The organism is Acinetobacter sp. CS-2 (assembly GCF_016599715.1).
Classification (GTDB): domain Bacteria; phylum Pseudomonadota; class Gammaproteobacteria; order Pseudomonadales; family Moraxellaceae; genus Acinetobacter.
Map to the genome: position 1 here is coordinate 2,856,424 of NZ_CP067019.1, position 16,570 is coordinate 2,872,993.

The following is a 16,570-nucleotide window of genomic DNA, read 5'->3' on the forward strand; positions in this document are numbered from 1 at the left end:
ATTCGGATTGGTCTTTATGACATGCTGTGAACAGCCTGCGAAACTGAAACTACAAAGACAAAAAGTTAAATAACCTGAGTTCGACGAAATCTGCTTAGCCTTTTAGCATATTTTGGAAAGTTGGCTTATTGGGATTCAAACAATAAGCCACTACAGCAGCCATGATATTCACCATGAAGTTATTTACCGAACGATGACGTGAATGTTCAAGTTGATGTAAATTTTTTAATTGATCATTCACGGTTTCGATCAATCCTCTTCTGCAAAGTAATTGTTTTTCTTCTTCAGTTTGGATGGGTTTATTTTTCATATTCCGACGTGATGGGGTCAATATTTTCAGTCCTCTTGCTGCTAAAGTTTCGGCTTTTGCTTTGCTCAAATAGCCTTTGTCTCCGAGTAGGATTCCTTTTAATTCTTGAGTTAAAGATTCTAATATAGCAACATCATGAACATTTCCCGATGTCAGTTTGAGATTAATAATTTCACCTAAATTATTGATAACGATATGTAATTTAAAACCATAAAACCAACCCGTACTACTTTTTCCACGGCCGGCCAAGCCTTTAAATACACGATGCCTTTTAATCCGAAGATTATGGCAAACTACCAATTTAGTGGAGTCAATGATACTGATTCCCGTATCTTTTCCTTTCACCTGGTGGAAGAAACTACTCAGAGCTTGCAAACAACGGGGCATGATTTCAATAAATCGGTTGTAGCTAAGCAGTTTAGGAAAAGCAGATTTCCAGAATGGAACGATCATTTGGCAATAAAAATATTTGAAGAATCTAAAACCGGATTGATGAAATAAAATGACAATGGTCATTGCTTCAGACAAGCTCAAGGCTGACTTTTTCAGCTTGGATTTTTGATCAGAAATTAAAGCTTTTTCTAAAGATTCATTAAATGTTTTGCAGAAATCGTCCAAAATACAAAATAATTCGGTAATATGATCCATCGAGAAGCCTTGTTTTATAACATTTTGTATTGAGAACCAATATGTTATAAATTCAGGGCTTTTTTTCTACTCTTTTTTATATCGAACTCAGGTTAAATATTTTAGTTGTGCCTTCACATGTAAACGCCTTATATTCATTATACTTTATTCTGTTCTAAGCTACAGAATTACAACCCAATATAACATAATAGGATGTTGATACTATTGGGTCGAGCATATTTTATAATTCGCATTTCTGACATTTTTAATCGCTATCCTTATCAATGTTTTTTGATGATAAATGTGAATAATCAAGGTATCGATACAGATAATCCAGAACTATTTCTAAATTAGGATTAAGACTATGCCAGCATATAAAGCCCCTTTGCATGATATTCGTTTTTTAATGAACGAAGTGCTTGATTACCCAGCACACTACAAAACGCTTTCAAATGGTGAAGCAGCGGATGCTGACACTGTAGACATGATTCTTGAAGGTGCGGCAGATTTCTGTGAAAACGTACTTTCTCCACTCAACCAATCGGGTGATGAAGAAGGCTGTCACTTTGAAAATGGTGAAGTCAAAACCCCAAAAGGCTTTAAAGAAGCCTATGACCAGTTCGTGCAAGGCGGCTGGCAAGGTTTGTCTTTCCCTGAAGAATTTGGCGGTCAAAATCTGCCGCAATCTTTAAACCTGATCAAATCAGAAATGATGGGTACTGCAAACTGGGCCTTCCAGATGTATCCGGGTTTAAGTGTCGGCTGTATGAACACCATTCTTCAGTTTGGTACTGAAGCACAAAAAAACACCTATATGCCTAACCTGGTGACAGGAGAATGGTCAGGTACGATGTGTCTTACCGAACCACAATGTGGTACGGACTTAGGCCAGGTCAAAACCAAGGCGGAACCCAAGGCAGATGGTACCTATGCCATTTCGGGCACGAAAATCTTTATCTCTGCCGGTGAACACGATTTAACAGAAAACATCGTTCATATCGTGCTTGCCCGCCTTCCAGATGCGCCTGCCGGGACCAAAGGTATTTCGCTATTCATTGTGCCCAAATTCCTGGTCAATGCAGATGGTACAGTGGGTGAGCGCAACCCTGTCAGCTGTGGTTCAATCGAACATAAAATGGGGATTCGCGCTTCTGCAACCGCAGTATTAAACTTTGACAATGCAACGGGTTACCTGATTGGCGAGCCACACAAAGGCTTGCATGCCATGTTCACTTTCATGAACACTGCGCGTATCGGTACCGCGATCCAGGGCATTGCCCATGCTGAACTGTCATTCCAGGGCGCACTTCCTTATGCCAAGGAGCGTATGTCCATGCGTGCCCTTTCAGGTAAGAAAGACCCTGAAAAAGTGGCTGATGCGATCATTCACCATGCTGACGTTCGTCGTATGCTACTCACTCAAAAAGCGATTGCTGAAGGCGGTCGTGCAATGATTTATTACGCCGCACAAATTGCCGACAAAATGGCTGATGCCTTAATACAGGGTGATACTGCAGCATATGAAGCACATGATGATCACCTGGGTTTCTACACCCCTATCCTGAAAGGTTTTTTGACTGAATTGGGTTTTGAAGCTGCCAACCACGGTATGCAAGTCTACGGCGGTCATGGCTACATCAAAGAATGGGGCATGGAACAGATTGTTCGTGACTCACGTATCTCTACCCTGTACGAAGGGACTACCGGTGTACAGGCACTTGACCTGATTGGCCGTAAAGTCCTGTTAACCTCTAGAGGTAAAGTGATTCGCGATTACACGGCTGAAATCCTGAAATTCTGTGGTCAGCATGCGCGTAACAAATACATGCGCCGTTTTGCTTGGGACTTGACCAAGCTTTGCGCACAATGGAATGCTCTCACCGTTCGTATTATGCTGGCGGCACGTAAAGACCGCGACATCGTGTCATCTGCATCTGTCGATTTCTTGATGTTCTCTGGCTATGTAATGATGGCTTATTTCTGGGCGCAACAAGCCGCTGTAGCTTCTGCAAAACTGGCTGCTGGTGAAGGTCAGGAAGTGCCTGAATTCTACAAAGCAAAAATCAAAACAGCAGATTTCTACTTTGAACGCCTGCTGCCACGTACCCAAGGTCATGCCGAAGCAATGGTCAATCCGTCAAAAACCATGACTTCACTGGCACCTGAACACTTTAGCTTTGACTACTAAGCTGTAAAGTTTAAGTCAAAATAAAAGAGCACTTCGGTGCTCTTTTATTTTCAAGCCATATTCCATAAAAGCACTTATATCAAATAATGCCATTGCGGAGGATTTACTGATTGTATGCATATTGCGGTAGCCAGTCCCAAAAATGGGATAGTGCTCATCAGCACAGCTAATGAGCATGACGCAATGGCAAAGAAAAACCCCGGCAGGATGCCGGGGTTTTCGTATGGGTTGATTAAGCATGACTCCTGTCTTGCCTCACAGCCCTGGTGTTTGAACGTATTATTGTTGTTTTCTGTTCCGGAATATCCTGTTCCTGTATGACTTGATCTAAAGAAAAAAGAACGGCTGTTCCAATCCGCAAAATCCCTAAATCAATGTACGTCAGAGCGTACAAAGCTAAGCGTTTTCCCTATCGAGTAAACTTGATGCCGGTGTTTATTTCCTCCCTGAGTATTCTCCTCGGCTCTTCGATTTAAATATTGTTTCATCGGCGGGCAAGTAGCCGTATGCCCGCAGTTCAACGAAGGTAAATATATCTTTTCTGCCCCCATTCAGTTAATTACCCTTCGCCTACAGAAAATCGCCCCTGTTTAAATCGCTTTTGAGATGTGGATATGGTTGCACAATATGTAGCAAACGTTTCTTTTCACTTGCCTATTGGCATAACTTACTGCAGAACAGGAAACAATGCTGAGCCAAAACCAGCAATCAATAGAAAAACAAGCATCTTGGTTTTAAAAATAAGTAATTGAATAAATTTAATTTATTTAATATCTGGCTTATTTAACGCTCATTTTTATAAGAAAAAATTATAATACATATAAAAAACTTGAATGTTTATTTATTTCATGTATGATTAACTCAACTAGAAAAAATCTTGTTTAGTAAATCTTCTTTAAGTATCGCAGTTTTAGTCATAATCCTTCGTTTTTTCAGATCTTAAGCTCAATTCATTATTATTTTCAAAGTTATTATCAGTCATTTAAGATGGCTAAAAATTATTAAAATTCGATAGGTTATATTATGTCTAATACAGTTAACGGTACAGTAAAATGGTTTAACGAAACTAAAGGTTTCGGTTTCATTCAACAAGAATCTGGTCCAGATGTGTTTGCTCACTTCAGTGAAATTGCAAATTCTGGCTTTAAAACATTGTTTGAAGGTCAGCATGTGTCATTCAGTATTGCGCAAGGTCAAAAAGGCCCGAATGCTGTGAATATTGTTGCTTTATAATAAGTAACATCGATAAAAAAGCACTTTGATAGTGCTTTTTTTGTTTTTAGCGTTCAGACAACGCTGCATAGAAAACTGAAAACTTCACTCTGCCTCCTATGCAGTTGAATGGAAATTCAATCGCCCATATCTACGGCTTCTATATTGCATCAGGACATCAATCGAGGGATTAATTGCAAGTCACAGAAACTCTTCCAGCACCGAATTTAAAAACACATGCCCCTGCTCTGTACAAGACAAACGGTTTTGATCTTCAATCATCAACTGACGTGAACGTAATGAAGTTAAAAGCTCATGCAAATTTTCTAAATTCAAACCTGTACGCTCGGCATACAGTTTGGCATCAACACCCTGATTTAACCGTAGCGCATTCATCATAAATTCAAACGGCATGTCTTCATCTTCTATGCGTTTAAACTGCAAATGCTCAGCCGGTACTTTGGCCAGATAATCCTTGGGCAAGCGGGTTTTCTGGAAACGGTACACACCATCGGGTCGAGTCACTTTGCCATGCGCCCCTGCCCCAATCGCCAGATAATCGCCAAACTGCCAGTAATTTAAATTATGCGCAGAGGGTTTTTCCTTACGCCAGGCTGAAACTTCATAGTTCACAAAACCATTGGCCTTTAGGTAGGCTTCACCCTGTTCCTGAATATCTTCCAGCACATCCTCAACGGGTAAAACCGGCTGGGTACGGAAAAATACTGTATTCGGTTCAATGGTCAATTGATACCACGACACATGCGTGGCACCATTTTCCACAGCCAGTTTTAAATCAAGCAACGCCTGTTCTAGCGTTTGTTCTGGCAAGCCATGCATCAAGTCGACATTGATACGTTCAAAGCCTGCTTCACGGGCCAAATGAATGGCATTAATCGCATCATCATTGCTGTGAATACGCCCTAATTTTTTCAGCTGATCGCTATTAAAACTCTGCACACCAATGGAAAGACGGTTGATTCCTGCTGCCAAATAACCTGCAAAGGGGTCATGCTCCACTGTTCCCGGATTGGCTTCCAGAGTAATTTCACAGCCATCTTCAAAAGGAATTAAGCTTTTTAACTGGCTAAATAGCCATTGATAACCCTTTGCAGAAATCAGTGACGGCGTGCCTCCACCAATAAACACGCTATGAATCTGACGCCCCTGGGCAAAGTCGACCTGGGTTTTAAAGTCTTCGACCAAAGCCTGTAAATATTGCTGTTCCAGATCCAAGGACAGTTTTCCATCCGGTACGGCATGCGAGTTAAAGTCACAGTACGGACACTTACGCACACACCACGGCATATGAATGTATAAAGATAAAGGAACCAGTGCAGGATTTAATTCGGCCAAGGAACAAGCTCAAAATATATAAGACAGGAAGATAAATATATTAACATGACTGCATCAGGACACTGATAAAATCTCACAAGGAATATCAGTACACTAGGAAAAACTATTGAAGAATTAAATTGTTAGAATGATGAAAATATCTGCTCAGTTATTGTTATTCATTCCCATGACCCTGGGGATTGGTATCGCGCTTACTTTTCAAACGGCTATCAACAGCCAGTTGAGAGAATATTTAAATTCACCTTTACAAGCCGCCCTTTTATCTTTTCTGGTTGGTACAATACTGCTGGCCATATTGGTGTTTTTTCAGCCGGTAGGAAAACCGGGTTTTGCCACGTTTGTGCAACTGCCATGGTATTTATGGTTGGGTGGATTTCTTGGGGTATATGCCATTAGCCTCAGTATTTATGCTGCGCCCAAACTTGGTTTTCTCACTCTGTCCGGTTTGATTATTTTTGGTCAACTGGTCACTTCAATGATTCTGGATCATTTTGGTTTACTGGGCACAGAAAAAACACCGGTGAACTGGCAACGTCTGTTAGGTGGCGTAGTGATTTTTATTGGTGTGCTTCTCACTTTACAACGCTAACCCCTCATTATTCTAAGCACATGATGAGTAATTTTTGTGTCAAATGTCTCGTCGATTACAACGACCCGTTATGAATTAAAACAGCTCTTTCATTTGATGATTCCGATTCTGGTCACTCAATTTTCCCAGGCCGGTTTGGGACTGATTGATACCATTATGGCCGGACATCTTTCTCCGGTAGATCTTGCCGCGATTGCTGTCGGGGTAGGCTTATGGATTCCAGTCATGCTGCTGTTTAGCGGCATCATGATTGCCACCACTCCTTTGGTTGCAGAAGCCAACGGCGCACGTACGCCGGAAAAAATTGCCAGTATTGCACGGCAATCGCTGTGGATCGCGCTGATTCTGGGCATCATCGCTGCACTGATTTTACAGATCATGCCATTTTTATTGCCTGTTTTAGGCGTACCAGAAGTCTTGCTGCCCAAAGCCAGTTTGTTCCTGCATGCTATTGGTCTAGGTATGCCCGCTGTGACCATGTATGCAGCGCTGCGTGGCTATTCGGAAGCGCTGGGGCATCCACGTCCCGTGACGGCGATTAGCCTGATTGCATTAATGGTTCTGGTTCCGCTTAACTTTATTTTTATGCATGGCTGGGGACCAATTCCGGAGTTAGGTTCAGCCGGTTGTGGTTTTGCCACGGCGATTTTGCAATGGCTGATGTTTATTGCACTCGCAACCTATGTATTAAAAGCTTCGGCCTATAAAAAAACACAGCCCTTTGCCACATTTGAAAAAATCAATCCGGACTGGATCAAGCGTATTTTAAGACTCGGTTTCCCGATTGGCCTGGCCATCTTTTTTGAAGTGAGCCTGTTCAGCACGGCTGCGATTGTGCTCAGCCCCTTGGGCGAAACCTTGGTGGCCGCGCATCAGATTGCCATGTCCGTGACCTCACAATTATTTATGATTCCAATGTCACTGGCCATTGCGCTGACCATTCGTGTGGGCACCTATTATGGGGAAAAAAACTGGCAGGCAATGCATAAAGTGCAATATCTGGGTCTGGCCACCGGCACTGTTTTTGCCTTCGCTACCATGGCACTGATCTGGTTTTTCCGGCCAGAAATTGTGTCAATTTACACCTCAGATTACGAGGTCACTCAGGTCGCGCTATATCTGCTGCTGTTTGCCATGGCCTATCAGCTGATGGATGCCTGGCAAGTCAGTGCGGCAGGTTGCCTGCGAGGCATGCAGGACACCAAAGGTCCGATGTGGATCACCATGATTGCCTATTGGGTCATTGCCTTCCCGGTCGGGATTTATCTAGCGCGTTTTACCCAAATGCAGGCAGCGGGTGTCTGGGTCGGCTTGATTGTCGGTTTAAGTGTAGCCTGTATCTTGTTATTAACCCGTTTATACAAAATCAACCATCGCCTGAAAATGCCTTAAAAATTACATAGACCCATCCCTTTTCATGGGAAAAGGGATGAGATCAATACAGCATAAATAGAAAAATAATCCACAATATTTCAGTTATTTAGCCACTCAAAAACGTTCTGTTTTTTGATAATCTCACTGTAAAAGTGCAGCTTTTAACAATTTCAAGTAGGCAATATCCTGTTTAACGCCTATGATCATTAAAAACCATCTATGATGATGCTGAGGAATATCGCATGGCAAAAACGGCTAGGACCCCCGGTCGTCGCTTTATGAAACTTGCCAGTATGACGGCGAGTATTGCAACTAAAACCGTATCAAACTCGATTAAAAACTTTAATGCCGATGAAGAACAAAAAAATGCTTCGCGCACTAAACTTTTTCAGGATATCGGCATTCAGATTGCGGACACCCTGGGCGAAATGAAAGGTGCGGTGATGAAAGTAGGGCAAATTGCTTCACAATACAAAGACATCTTCCCACCAGAAGTGGCCCGTGCCATTAGCAAGTTACAGCGCCAAGCCCCAGCCATGCCTTTTGCTGAAATTAAAGCGCAAGTTGAAAAAGAACTGGGTAAACCGCTCCAGAAAATCTTTAAAAGTTTTGATGAACAGCCTTTTGCTGCTGCGTCTATTGGGCAGGTGCATAAAGCCATCTTGCCGAACGGTCAGCAGGTCGTGGTCAAAGTGCAATATCCGGGCGTGGATGAAGCCTGTGAAAGTGACCTGAAACAGGTGCGTCTGGCCTTGCGCTTAATGGGTGTACTGAAAATTGACCGCAAGTTGCAAGATCAGCTGTTTAAGGAAATTCAGGACAGTCTGGATAATGAGCTGAACTATGAGATTGAGGCGCAAAACTTAGAAGTCGCACGTACATTTCATCAAACATTAGACAATAAAATTATTATTCCTCAAGTCTATAGCGACTATTCTTCGCGTCATATTCTGACTTTAAGCCTGGAACAGGGCGAAAGCATCGAAACGGCCAGTACCTGGTCTCAAGATACCCGTAATGAACTGGGTCGCCGCCTACTCCGTGCCATTGGTCAGGAAATTTTCTATCTGAAACGTTTCCACTGTGACCCGCATCCGGGCAACTTTGCCTTTCGTGAAGATGGGACGGTGATTATTTACGACTATGGCGGTGTCAAAACCCTGTCTACTGAAATTGTCTCGAATTTCAAGACCCTGATTAATGCCGCCCGTGAAGGCAATATTACCGAAATGGAACAGAAGCTGGATGACCTGCATTCCATCACCACGCAAGGCAAGTTTCCTGAAGATCTATATCGCCAGTGGCTGGAAGTGTTGATGCGTCCGCTGATCACCCATTACGATTTTGCTGAAAACTCTGCCCATCATGATGGCGTCGAACTGCTGAAACCGTCATTAAAATATTGGGATGTGTTTAAGCCTTCACCGGATACCTTAATGGTTAACCGCACGGTTTCCGGACATTACTGGAATTTAATTCATTTAAAAGTGAATGATAACCTGAATGATTTATTTGAGGAGCTGGTGCCTCCTCGAGTCTGATCAAGCCACACCCACCCGGTTCACCCATAGTACCCGGGTTTTATTTGACTCGATAATTGTTATGTTATAACATTTCTTTAAATTTAAAATATACGATGGAGAAATGTATGCGTCCAGATATCCACCCAGACTATCAACAGGTACTGTTCCACGATACCAATGCAGATGTCTATTTTGTTATTGGCAGCACGTTAAAACCGACCCAGACCCGTGAATATGAAGGCCAGACTTATCCTTATGTCACTCTGGATATTTCCAGTGCCTCACATCCGTTTTATACAGGTGAACAACGTCAAACCAGCAATGAAGGCCGTGTAGCAAGCTTTAATAAACGTTTCGCACGTTTCAAACGCTCACATTAAATTCATACTGTTTTAAGATTTAAAGGTTAATCTTAAGACTTGAAAAGCCCAAGCCATATCCTCCAGCTTGGGCTTCTTTTTTTCTGATATGACAAAAATTTTGAGCTGTTATCGACTCTGCAATAAAACCTGAAACAGGTAAAAACCGAGCGCCAACACAATAATTCCTGTAATCACGCTGGAAATGGCATAGCCTAAAGCCAGTGCAATCTGTCCATGCTTGAGCAGTTGAAAAGTTTCTAAACCAAAACTGGAAAAAGTGGTAAAGCCACCTAAAATACCGACCATCAAAAACAGGCGTGCTTCATTTTGCAAAACAGGAAATTTCTGGCTATAAGCAAAGAAAATACCGGCAAGCAGACAACCGCAGATATTCACCCACCAGGTGGTCCACGGAAATCCGCTGCTCGGTTTAAATAAAAATACCCCTGCACCATAACGCAAACTTGCGCCGACTGCTCCCCCTAAAGCTACCAGTAGCCAATTCATATCTGTTCCATTTTTATCAAATCAAAGATCAGGACTGTGTAAATTCTTGATCCACTATACTCTACAAATGAACTGAAATAGTAATGAAATACTGCCCTAAAAATTGTTATAGTCGCGATGTTTTTAAACTTTTTTTCTATGAATTGAGGAAATTATGGCTCAGGATTTATTGGCACAGCTTCAGGCAGGTGAAATCAAATTTGCAGACGTGATTGCATATATTGATGCACGTTATCAGCATAGCCCTACAGCGTTTCAAAATGGCAAACAGACCAATGCTGCAACGGAAAACCAAGGCAGTGCCAAAGTATTTTCTTTTGCCCAACTCAATGGTCTAGATCAGGCACAAACCCTAAGCCTGTTTGCTGAACACTATGCAGCCGTGTTAGCGACTCCTGAAGCCACAGACCACCAGAACATTCGCCAGTTTATGCAAAATGGCTGGGATGGCATTCAGTTTGACGGTCAGGCTTTAACAGCAAAATAAGTTACTTAACCTGAGTTCGACGAAATCTGCTTAGCCTTTTAGCATATTTTGGAAAGTTGGCTTATTGGGATTCAAACAATAAGCCACTACAGCAGCCATGATATTCACCATGAAGTTATTTACCGAACGATGACGTGAATGTTCAAGTTGATGTAAATTTTTTAATTGATCATTCACGGTTTCGATCAATCCTCTTCTGCAAAGTAATTGTTTTTCTTCTTCAGTTTGGATGGGTTTATTTTTCATATTCCGACGTGATGGGGTCAATATTTTCAGTCCTCTTGCTGCTAAAGTTTCGGCTTTTGCTTTGCTCAAATAGCCTTTGTCTCCGAGTAGGATTCCTTTTAATTCTTGAGTTAAAGATTCTAATATAGCAACATCATGAACATTTCCCGATGTCAGTTTGAGATTAATAATTTCACCTAAATTATTGATAACGATATGTAATTTAAAACCATAAAACCAACCCGTACTACTTTTTCCACGGCCGGCCAAGCCTTTAAATACACGATGCCTTTTAATCCGAAGATTATGGCAAACTACCAATTTAGTGGAGTCAATGATACTGATTCCCGTATCTTTTCCTTTCACCTGGTGGAAGAAACTACTCAGAGCTTGCAAACAACGGGGCATGATTTCAATAAATCGGTTGTAGCTAAGCAGTTTAGGAAAAGCAGATTTCCAGAATGGAACGATCATTTGGCAATAAAAATATTTGAAGAATCTAAGAGGTGGTCCCACTTGTTTGAACAACTAAAAGCGTATTTATAAGTGATATTCCGCTCTAGTTAAGCCACCTTGTTTTGTTGGGGTAGCTGATCATAGTAAAACTCATTTGGTGTCATTTTGTCTAGACTCGAATGAGGTCGTTTCAAATTATAAAACTCAAAATATGCACTTAATTGCTTTTTCGCATCTGTGACACTGCTATAAGCTTTGAGATACACCTCTTCATATTTAACGCTCCGCCATAATCGTTCAACCATCACATTATCTACCCATCGACCTTTACCATCCATACTGATTTGAATGCCATTTGATTTCAATACATCAATAAATGCATCACTGGTAAACTGGCTGCCTTGGTCTGTATTAAATATTTCAGGTCGACCATATTTTTCAATCGCTTCATTTAAAGCCGAAATACAAAAATCCACCTCCATACTAATCGATACCCTATGCGCAAGTACCTTGCGGCTATGCCAATCAATCACAGCACATAAATAAACAAAGCCTTTTGCCATAGGGATATACGTTATATCCGTAGACCACACTTGATTACTGCGCTGAATAGCCAACCCTTTGAGCAGATATGGATATTTACGGTGAGCTTGATTAGCCTGGCTTAAATTTGGTTTGCAATATAACGCCTGAATACCCATTTTCTTCATTAAAGTACGTGTATGACGTCGTCCTATATGATGTCCTTGACGATTCAACAAATCACGCATCATACGACTGCCTGCAAAAGGATATTGCATATGTAATTCATCAATACATCGCATCAGCTTCAGATCTGATGCACTCACAGGTTTTGGGCGATAGTAATAACAACCACGGGAGACTTTCAGTAGCTTAGCTTGCTTAGATACTGAAATCTGAAGTGAGTCGTCGATTAACTTTTGTGGTTGAAGCGGCCCAGTTTCTTCAACACACCTTCTAAAAAATCAATTTCTAATGCCTGCTCACCGATTTTTGCATGTAGTTTTTTTAGATCGATGGGTGGTTCTGTTGGAGCTTTTGATTGATCGAAAGCTTGCGAGGAAGCTGAGATCAATTGATTTTTCCAGTCAATAATTTGGTTTTGATGAACATCAAACTCAGCACTCAATTCAGCAAGTGTTTTTTCTGCTTTAATCGCAGCAAGTGCTACCTTAGCTTTAAAATCATTTGAATGATTTCTTCTTGGTCTACGTGCCATAAAATACTCCATATATTGATGTTTATAACATCATTTGAGGAGCAGAATATCACTTATAGGAGTTGTTCAAATTTCCGGATCCATCTCTCTAAAACCGGATTGATGAAATAAAATGACAATGGTCATTGCTTCAGACAAGCTCAAGGCTGACTTTTTCAGCTTGGATTTTTGATCAGAAATTAAAGCTTTTTCTAAAGATTCATTAAATGTTTTGCAGAAATCGTCCAAAATACAAAATAATTCGGTAATATGATCCATCGAGAAGCCTTGTTTTATAACATTTTGTATTGAGAACCAATATGTTATAAATTCAGGGCTTTTTTTCTACTCTTTTTTATATCGAACTCAGGTTTACTTATATACGTCTTAGAACATAAAAAGCCCGCTTTATTAGAGCGAGCTTTTTACTCCTCCCTTTCAAAAAGGGAAGTCGGGAGGGATTTAGAAAATCAGGAAATTCTGACCCGACAACGCCACTCATCTACCGGATTTTGTTCCCATGCACGGCTATGTTTCACGTGAATCCATGCTTCACCCGGTTGCAGTGCAATAAATATAAACTGTTTTTGTCCACCTACACCCACCATCGGTTGCTGGCCTTTCACTTGATCTTGCCGATAAATTTCTTCAACTTTTAAGATATTCTGCGGCTGTGCCACTTGCCAGATATAACCTGTGGTCGGATTCTCGGGCAGGGTAAGTTTCAGGATCTGCCCCACGTTCATTTCCAGCAAAGCCGGGCATTGACTGTCTAATGAGTAACTATGGGTTTTTCCATCTACCATTGGACTCATACTGCTACACCCTACCATGCTGAACCCCAGTATTACAGCAAAACTAAGTACTAAAGATTTCCTTTGTACACGACAAAAAAAGATAACTCATTGAAATAATGGCATAATACTTGTTTTCTGACGACGAATATGATGACACATTTCAATGAGTTACATCTCATCTTAAACAAATATCTAAAGTGGAACAAGTCACATGCAAAATGTTTTACACTGATTATGCTTGCATTAATTGTAAAACAGACATGTAATCTTTCTTCTGCATCTAAAGCCTTACCCATCAAGTGCTTACCACAATCATTTTATCGACGTATACAACGCTTCTTTGCAGATCAGTATTTCGATTATCGTCAAATTTCTCAGTTAATTTTCAATATATTTTCATTCGATAAAGTCCAATTAACTTTGGATAGAACTAATTGGAAATGGGGAAAACGAGATATTAATATCTTGATGTTAGCCATCGTCTATCGTGGAATAGCGATACCTATTGTTTGGACATTGCTCAATAAACGTGGAAATTCAGATACAAAAGAGCGTATTGCTTTGATTCAACGCTTTATCTCCATTTTTGGTAAAGATCGTATTGTGAATGTGTTTGCAGACAGAGAATTTATCGGTGAGAAATGGTTTACATGGTTAATTGAAAATGACATTAACTTCTGTATACGTGTTAAAAAAACTTTATTGTGACCAATCACTTAGCCAAGAATCATAAAATTAGTGATTTATTTCGTCATCTTCAAGTTGGTCAAACTGAATGTCGTAAACGACGTATTTGGGTTGGTCGAGTGAAACTGTATATTAGTGCGCTACGATTAGAAGATGGAGAGCTTTTACTTGTTGTTTCTCCTATGTTTAATGCTTCTGCTATTCGTGATTATGCATTACGCTGGGAAATCGAAACGTTATTTAGTTGTCTCAAAGGACGTGGATTCAATCTTGAAAATACTCGTTTAACAGACCCTAGACGAGTCAAGAAATTGATAGCAGTGCTAGCTATCGGTTTCTGTTGGTGCTATTTAACAGGTGAATGGCAACATGATCGGAAAAAAGCGATAAAAATAAAGAAGCATGGACGACTTTCAGTAAGTTTATTTCGCTACGGTTTGGACTATGTTCAAATGGCTATTCTACGTTTGATTGGTTTTGGAAAAAAAGAAGAATTTAAGAAAGTGCTAGCAATTTTAAGAAAGAAAAAGCCTGATAGGACAAGGATCCTATGAAATTTGTCGTGTACAGAGAAAGATTTCATAAATTTAATCTTTTCATCATCTTGTTATAAAAAAACGGTTAGCCTTCCACCCGTTCAATCCATTCAATTGAACTGACACGGAATAACTCACAGGCACCATCTCCAGTATCTGTCGGGGTCAAGGATGACGTCCAGACCAGATTTCTGTCTTTAATTTCAACCAGCTCGCCTTTTAGCCGCACCAAATCACCGCGTTTCACATGTTTAATCTGTTTGGCAATTTGAGGGTTAGCAGGAATGATGTGCATATTCGAAACCATTTGCATGGCTTGTTCGGCAGGCACTGGCAGGCGATCAATCTTCCAGTTTAAATAACGGTCATACTGATTAACTGAAATATGACGTGCAATTTCAGGCTCGGCAAACAGCCCCCAGCTCACGGCATAATCAATCGGTGAAAACTTCGCCTGTTCATCACTAGTATAAATTTTCGAACCTAGAATGCGAAAATCACCTTTAAACGATTGCAGTTTTTTGATTGACTGGTCTTTTGCCAGCGGAGCCAAGCCCTTCGCAATATTATAATCGACAGAAGCACTGGCACTCATTTGCAACATGCTGGTAGCAAGTAAAGTACTGAATAATATTGACCTAACCATTTTTATGCCCCTAACGTATTCCTTGATTTCTAACTTAATTTTAAATGAGTAAACTTAAAAAAATATATGGACTTGGTAACATTGACATACTCCCACCACTTTCACTTTGTTCCTTGCGAAACTCGTTTCTCAGGGATTCTAAAAGCAAAAGCTCTTAGGTGACTTCCTCACGGATTTCACTTGCTTTCTGCTTCACAGGGCGACCTTTACCGCATCCACCCTCCACAGACAAAACGGTATGTCCTACCGCCAAAATGTTACGAGAAGCATTAATATCCGCATTCTCGCTAAAGCCACACTCGACACAATTAAAGTTTGCCTGAGTGAGCCTGTTTTCTTTTGCAACGTGACCACATGAGCTACAAGTCTGACTTGTATATCTAGGATCAACTTTAACGAGTAAACCACCTCGCCATTGTTGCTTGTAATCCAACATATCGACAAGCATCGACCAACCTTGATCCAGGATTGACTTGTTCAAGCGTGACTTGGCTTTTACATGCTTTCCTTTGTTCTCGATTGAGCCTCTGGCTGACTTCGACATATTGGCTACTTTTAAGTCCTCAACGACGATCATTGCGTGGTTTTTGCTGAGCATTGTCGTGACTTTATGCAAGTAGTCATGCCGAATATTGGCAATATGATGGTGTAATTTATTGATCTTTAGATTAAGTTTTTTCCAATTTTGACTAAATTTGGTTTTCTTTCTCAACTTGCGTTGAAGTCTAGCCAACTTGACTTGATTGGCTTTAAAACTATTGATTGGTTTAAATACATCACCATTGGATGTTGTAAGTAACTTTTTAACGCCTAAATCAATGCCAATCGCTGATTTTGATGGATGGATTGGTACTTCTACTGTGCTTTCAACACCAAAAGATATGTACCACTTACCAACATGCTTTGAGATTGTGACATTTTTGATTGTGCCAAGAATATCTTGTGATTTTCTGAATTTCACAACACCAATATCATTGGGTAACTTAACTTGATTACCTTTGACCCAACAATATCTATCAAATTGAACAATACGAATTGAATCATAACCATCAGATTTCTTTTTGAATCGCGGCATAAGCGGTCTAAGTTGAAGCTCAGTATCATCGGTCAACTTAAAGAATCTTGGTTTTTTGGCTTTAAATGGTTTTTGCTTTAATTTGGCTTGTTCTTTTGGGTTGAAAAACCTAGCCCAAGCATCACCAAGATCACGAACTTTTTGTTGAAGTGAAACGCCATTTGAGCTGTGTTCTAAAAAAGCACATTCAGGTTTTTTTCTGAGATCGGGTATTTTCTTAACCAGGTTATCCTTGGTGATGCGTTCATTCTTGGTAAGCATTTCAAATGAAATGGCTAAAACCTGATTCCAAACAAAACGTGCAGAGCCAAGCAACTTGTTTAAAACAAGCTCCTGTTCCGCATTAGGCTCAAGCCTAAATTTGTACGCTTTGTTGATTTTCATCAATGAGTGT

The 16,570-nt window shown here is 40.7% G+C and carries 15 protein-coding genes and 2 pseudogenes; 8 read left to right on the forward strand and 9 right to left on the reverse strand.

What is annotated here, in order from left to right; translation table 11 throughout:
- Positions 1 to 94 precede the first annotated feature (94 nt).
- On the reverse strand, positions 95 to 958 hold the full coding sequence (locus JFY49_RS14060) for an IS982 family transposase (protein WP_200223145.1): 864 nt from the start codon (positions 956 to 958) through the stop codon (positions 95 to 97).
- 343 nt (positions 959 to 1,301) lie between these two features.
- On the opposite strand from JFY49_RS14060, the gene JFY49_RS14065 reads away from it, so the two are divergent.
- Positions 1,302 to 3,125 carry an acyl-CoA dehydrogenase C-terminal domain-containing protein gene (locus JFY49_RS14065; RefSeq protein WP_180080523.1) on the forward strand — a complete coding sequence of 608 codons (1,824 nt, stop codon included), beginning with the start codon at positions 1,302 to 1,304 and terminating at the stop codon, positions 3,123 to 3,125.
- 1,023 nt (positions 3,126 to 4,148) lie between these two features.
- Positions 4,149 to 4,358, forward strand: a complete 210-nt coding sequence (locus JFY49_RS14070) for a cold-shock protein (protein ID WP_086195804.1) — start codon at positions 4,149 to 4,151, stop codon at positions 4,356 to 4,358.
- Between the two features lie 180 nt (positions 4,359 to 4,538).
- Here the strand turns inward: JFY49_RS14070 and hemW are convergent, their stop codons facing one another.
- Positions 4,539 to 5,693 carry a radical SAM family heme chaperone HemW gene (gene hemW / locus JFY49_RS14075; RefSeq protein WP_200223243.1) on the reverse strand — a complete coding sequence of 385 codons (1,155 nt, stop codon included), beginning with the start codon at positions 5,691 to 5,693 and terminating at the stop codon, positions 4,539 to 4,541.
- 127 nt (positions 5,694 to 5,820) lie between these two features.
- Between hemW and JFY49_RS14080 the strand changes: the two genes are divergently transcribed.
- The 4 genes from JFY49_RS14080 to JFY49_RS14095 all read left to right on the forward strand — a co-directional run bounded on the left by JFY49_RS14080 (position 5,821) and on the right by JFY49_RS14095 (position 9,559).
- Entirely contained in the window at positions 5,821 to 6,282 is a 462-nt protein-coding gene (locus JFY49_RS14080; protein WP_180080539.1) for a DMT family transporter, read from the forward strand.
- Between the two features lie 36 nt (positions 6,283 to 6,318).
- Positions 6,319 to 7,674: an MATE family efflux transporter gene (locus JFY49_RS14085; protein ID WP_320159616.1), complete on the forward strand. Its 1,356-nt coding sequence runs from the start codon at positions 6,319 to 6,321 to the stop codon at positions 7,672 to 7,674.
- A 224-nt stretch (positions 7,675 to 7,898) separates the two neighbouring features.
- Positions 7,899 to 9,197: an ABC1 kinase family protein gene (locus JFY49_RS14090; protein ID WP_200223244.1), complete on the forward strand. Its 1,299-nt coding sequence runs from the start codon at positions 7,899 to 7,901 to the stop codon at positions 9,195 to 9,197.
- Between the two features lie 107 nt (positions 9,198 to 9,304).
- Positions 9,305 to 9,559, forward strand: a complete 255-nt coding sequence (locus JFY49_RS14095) for a type B 50S ribosomal protein L31 (RefSeq protein ID WP_166168663.1) — start codon at positions 9,305 to 9,307, stop codon at positions 9,557 to 9,559.
- Between the two features lie 108 nt (positions 9,560 to 9,667).
- On the opposite strand, the gene crcB is transcribed toward JFY49_RS14095, so the two are convergent.
- A complete protein-coding gene (gene crcB, locus JFY49_RS14100) occupies positions 9,668 to 10,048 on the reverse strand; it encodes a fluoride efflux transporter CrcB (protein ID WP_200223245.1) in 381 nt (126 codons plus the stop codon).
- Positions 10,049 to 10,202: 154 nt separating this feature from the next.
- Between crcB and JFY49_RS14105 the strand changes: the two genes are divergently transcribed.
- Positions 10,203 to 10,535, forward strand: a complete 333-nt coding sequence (locus JFY49_RS14105) for a HopJ type III effector protein (protein WP_200223246.1) — start codon at positions 10,203 to 10,205, stop codon at positions 10,533 to 10,535.
- Between the two features lie 30 nt (positions 10,536 to 10,565).
- Here JFY49_RS14105 and JFY49_RS14110 read toward each other — a convergent pair.
- The 4 genes and pseudogenes from JFY49_RS14110 to JFY49_RS14125 form a co-directional block, all read right to left on the reverse strand.
- Positions 10,566 to 11,264, reverse strand: a pseudogene (locus tag JFY49_RS14110) (IS982 family transposase); the annotation flags it as partial.
- A gap of 59 nt (positions 11,265 to 11,323) precedes the next feature.
- Positions 11,324 to 12,456 (reverse strand): IS3-like element ISAba14 family transposase gene (locus tag JFY49_RS14115; protein WP_223155595.1). Its coding sequence is split into 2 segments (ribosomal slippage): positions 11,324 to 12,204 and positions 12,204 to 12,456, totalling 1,134 coding nucleotides; the frame shifts between segments, so codons are not numbered across the junction.
- 87 nt (positions 12,457 to 12,543) lie between these two features.
- Positions 12,544 to 12,714 (reverse strand): annotated as a pseudogene (locus tag JFY49_RS14120) (IS982 family transposase); the annotation flags it as partial.
- Between the two features lie 191 nt (positions 12,715 to 12,905).
- The gene (locus JFY49_RS14125; protein ID WP_227609472.1) at positions 12,906 to 13,250 is read right to left on the reverse strand and encodes a protease inhibitor I42 family protein; all 345 of its coding nucleotides are present in this window, start codon (positions 13,248 to 13,250) and stop codon (positions 12,906 to 12,908) included.
- 132 nt (positions 13,251 to 13,382) lie between these two features.
- Between JFY49_RS14125 and JFY49_RS14130 the strand changes: the two genes are divergently transcribed.
- Positions 13,383 to 14,473, forward strand: a protein-coding gene (locus JFY49_RS14130; protein ID WP_107010211.1) for an IS4-like element ISAba33 family transposase whose coding sequence is annotated in 2 segments (ribosomal slippage) — positions 13,383 to 13,923 and positions 13,923 to 14,473 — 1,092 coding nt in all. Because the reading frame shifts where the segments join, the coding sequence is not laid out codon by codon here.
- Between the two features lie 67 nt (positions 14,474 to 14,540).
- Here the strand turns inward: JFY49_RS14130 and JFY49_RS14135 are convergent.
- Positions 14,541 to 15,101 (reverse strand): hypothetical protein, encoded by a 561-nt coding sequence (locus JFY49_RS14135; RefSeq protein WP_200223249.1) that lies wholly within the window; start codon positions 15,099 to 15,101, stop codon positions 14,541 to 14,543.
- Between the two features lie 154 nt (positions 15,102 to 15,255).
- Positions 15,256 to 16,560 (reverse strand): RNA-guided endonuclease InsQ/TnpB family protein, encoded by a 1,305-nt coding sequence (locus JFY49_RS14140; RefSeq protein ID WP_200223250.1) that lies wholly within the window; start codon positions 16,558 to 16,560, stop codon positions 15,256 to 15,258.
- Positions 16,561 to 16,570: the final 10 nt, after the last annotated feature.

Bases quoted from the DNA above. Each gene is read 5' to 3' on its own strand.
- JFY49_RS14060 (WP_200223145.1), bottom strand. From the start codon at position 958: ATGGATCATATTACCGAATTATTTTGTATTTTGGACGATTTCTGCAAA.
- JFY49_RS14065 (WP_180080523.1), top strand. From the start codon at position 1,302: ATGCCAGCATATAAAGCCCCTTTGCATGATATTCGTTTTTTAATGAAC.
- JFY49_RS14070 (WP_086195804.1), top strand. From the start codon at position 4,149: ATGTCTAATACAGTTAACGGTACAGTAAAATGGTTTAACGAAACTAAA.
- JFY49_RS14080 (WP_180080539.1), top strand. From the start codon at position 5,821: ATGATGAAAATATCTGCTCAGTTATTGTTATTCATTCCCATGACCCTG.
- JFY49_RS14090 (WP_200223244.1), top strand. From the start codon at position 7,899: ATGGCAAAAACGGCTAGGACCCCCGGTCGTCGCTTTATGAAACTTGCC.
- JFY49_RS14095 (WP_166168663.1), top strand. From the start codon at position 9,305: ATGCGTCCAGATATCCACCCAGACTATCAACAGGTACTGTTCCACGAT.
- crcB (WP_200223245.1), bottom strand. From the start codon at position 10,048: ATGAATTGGCTACTGGTAGCTTTAGGGGGAGCAGTCGGCGCAAGTTTG.
- JFY49_RS14105 (WP_200223246.1), top strand. From the start codon at position 10,203: ATGGCTCAGGATTTATTGGCACAGCTTCAGGCAGGTGAAATCAAATTT.
- JFY49_RS14125 (WP_227609472.1), bottom strand. From the start codon at position 13,250: ATGAGTCCAATGGTAGATGGAAAAACCCATAGTTACTCATTAGACAGT.
- JFY49_RS14135 (WP_200223249.1), bottom strand. From the start codon at position 15,101: ATGGTTAGGTCAATATTATTCAGTACTTTACTTGCTACCAGCATGTTG.
- JFY49_RS14140 (WP_200223250.1), bottom strand. From the start codon at position 16,560: ATGAAAATCAACAAAGCGTACAAATTTAGGCTTGAGCCTAATGCGGAA.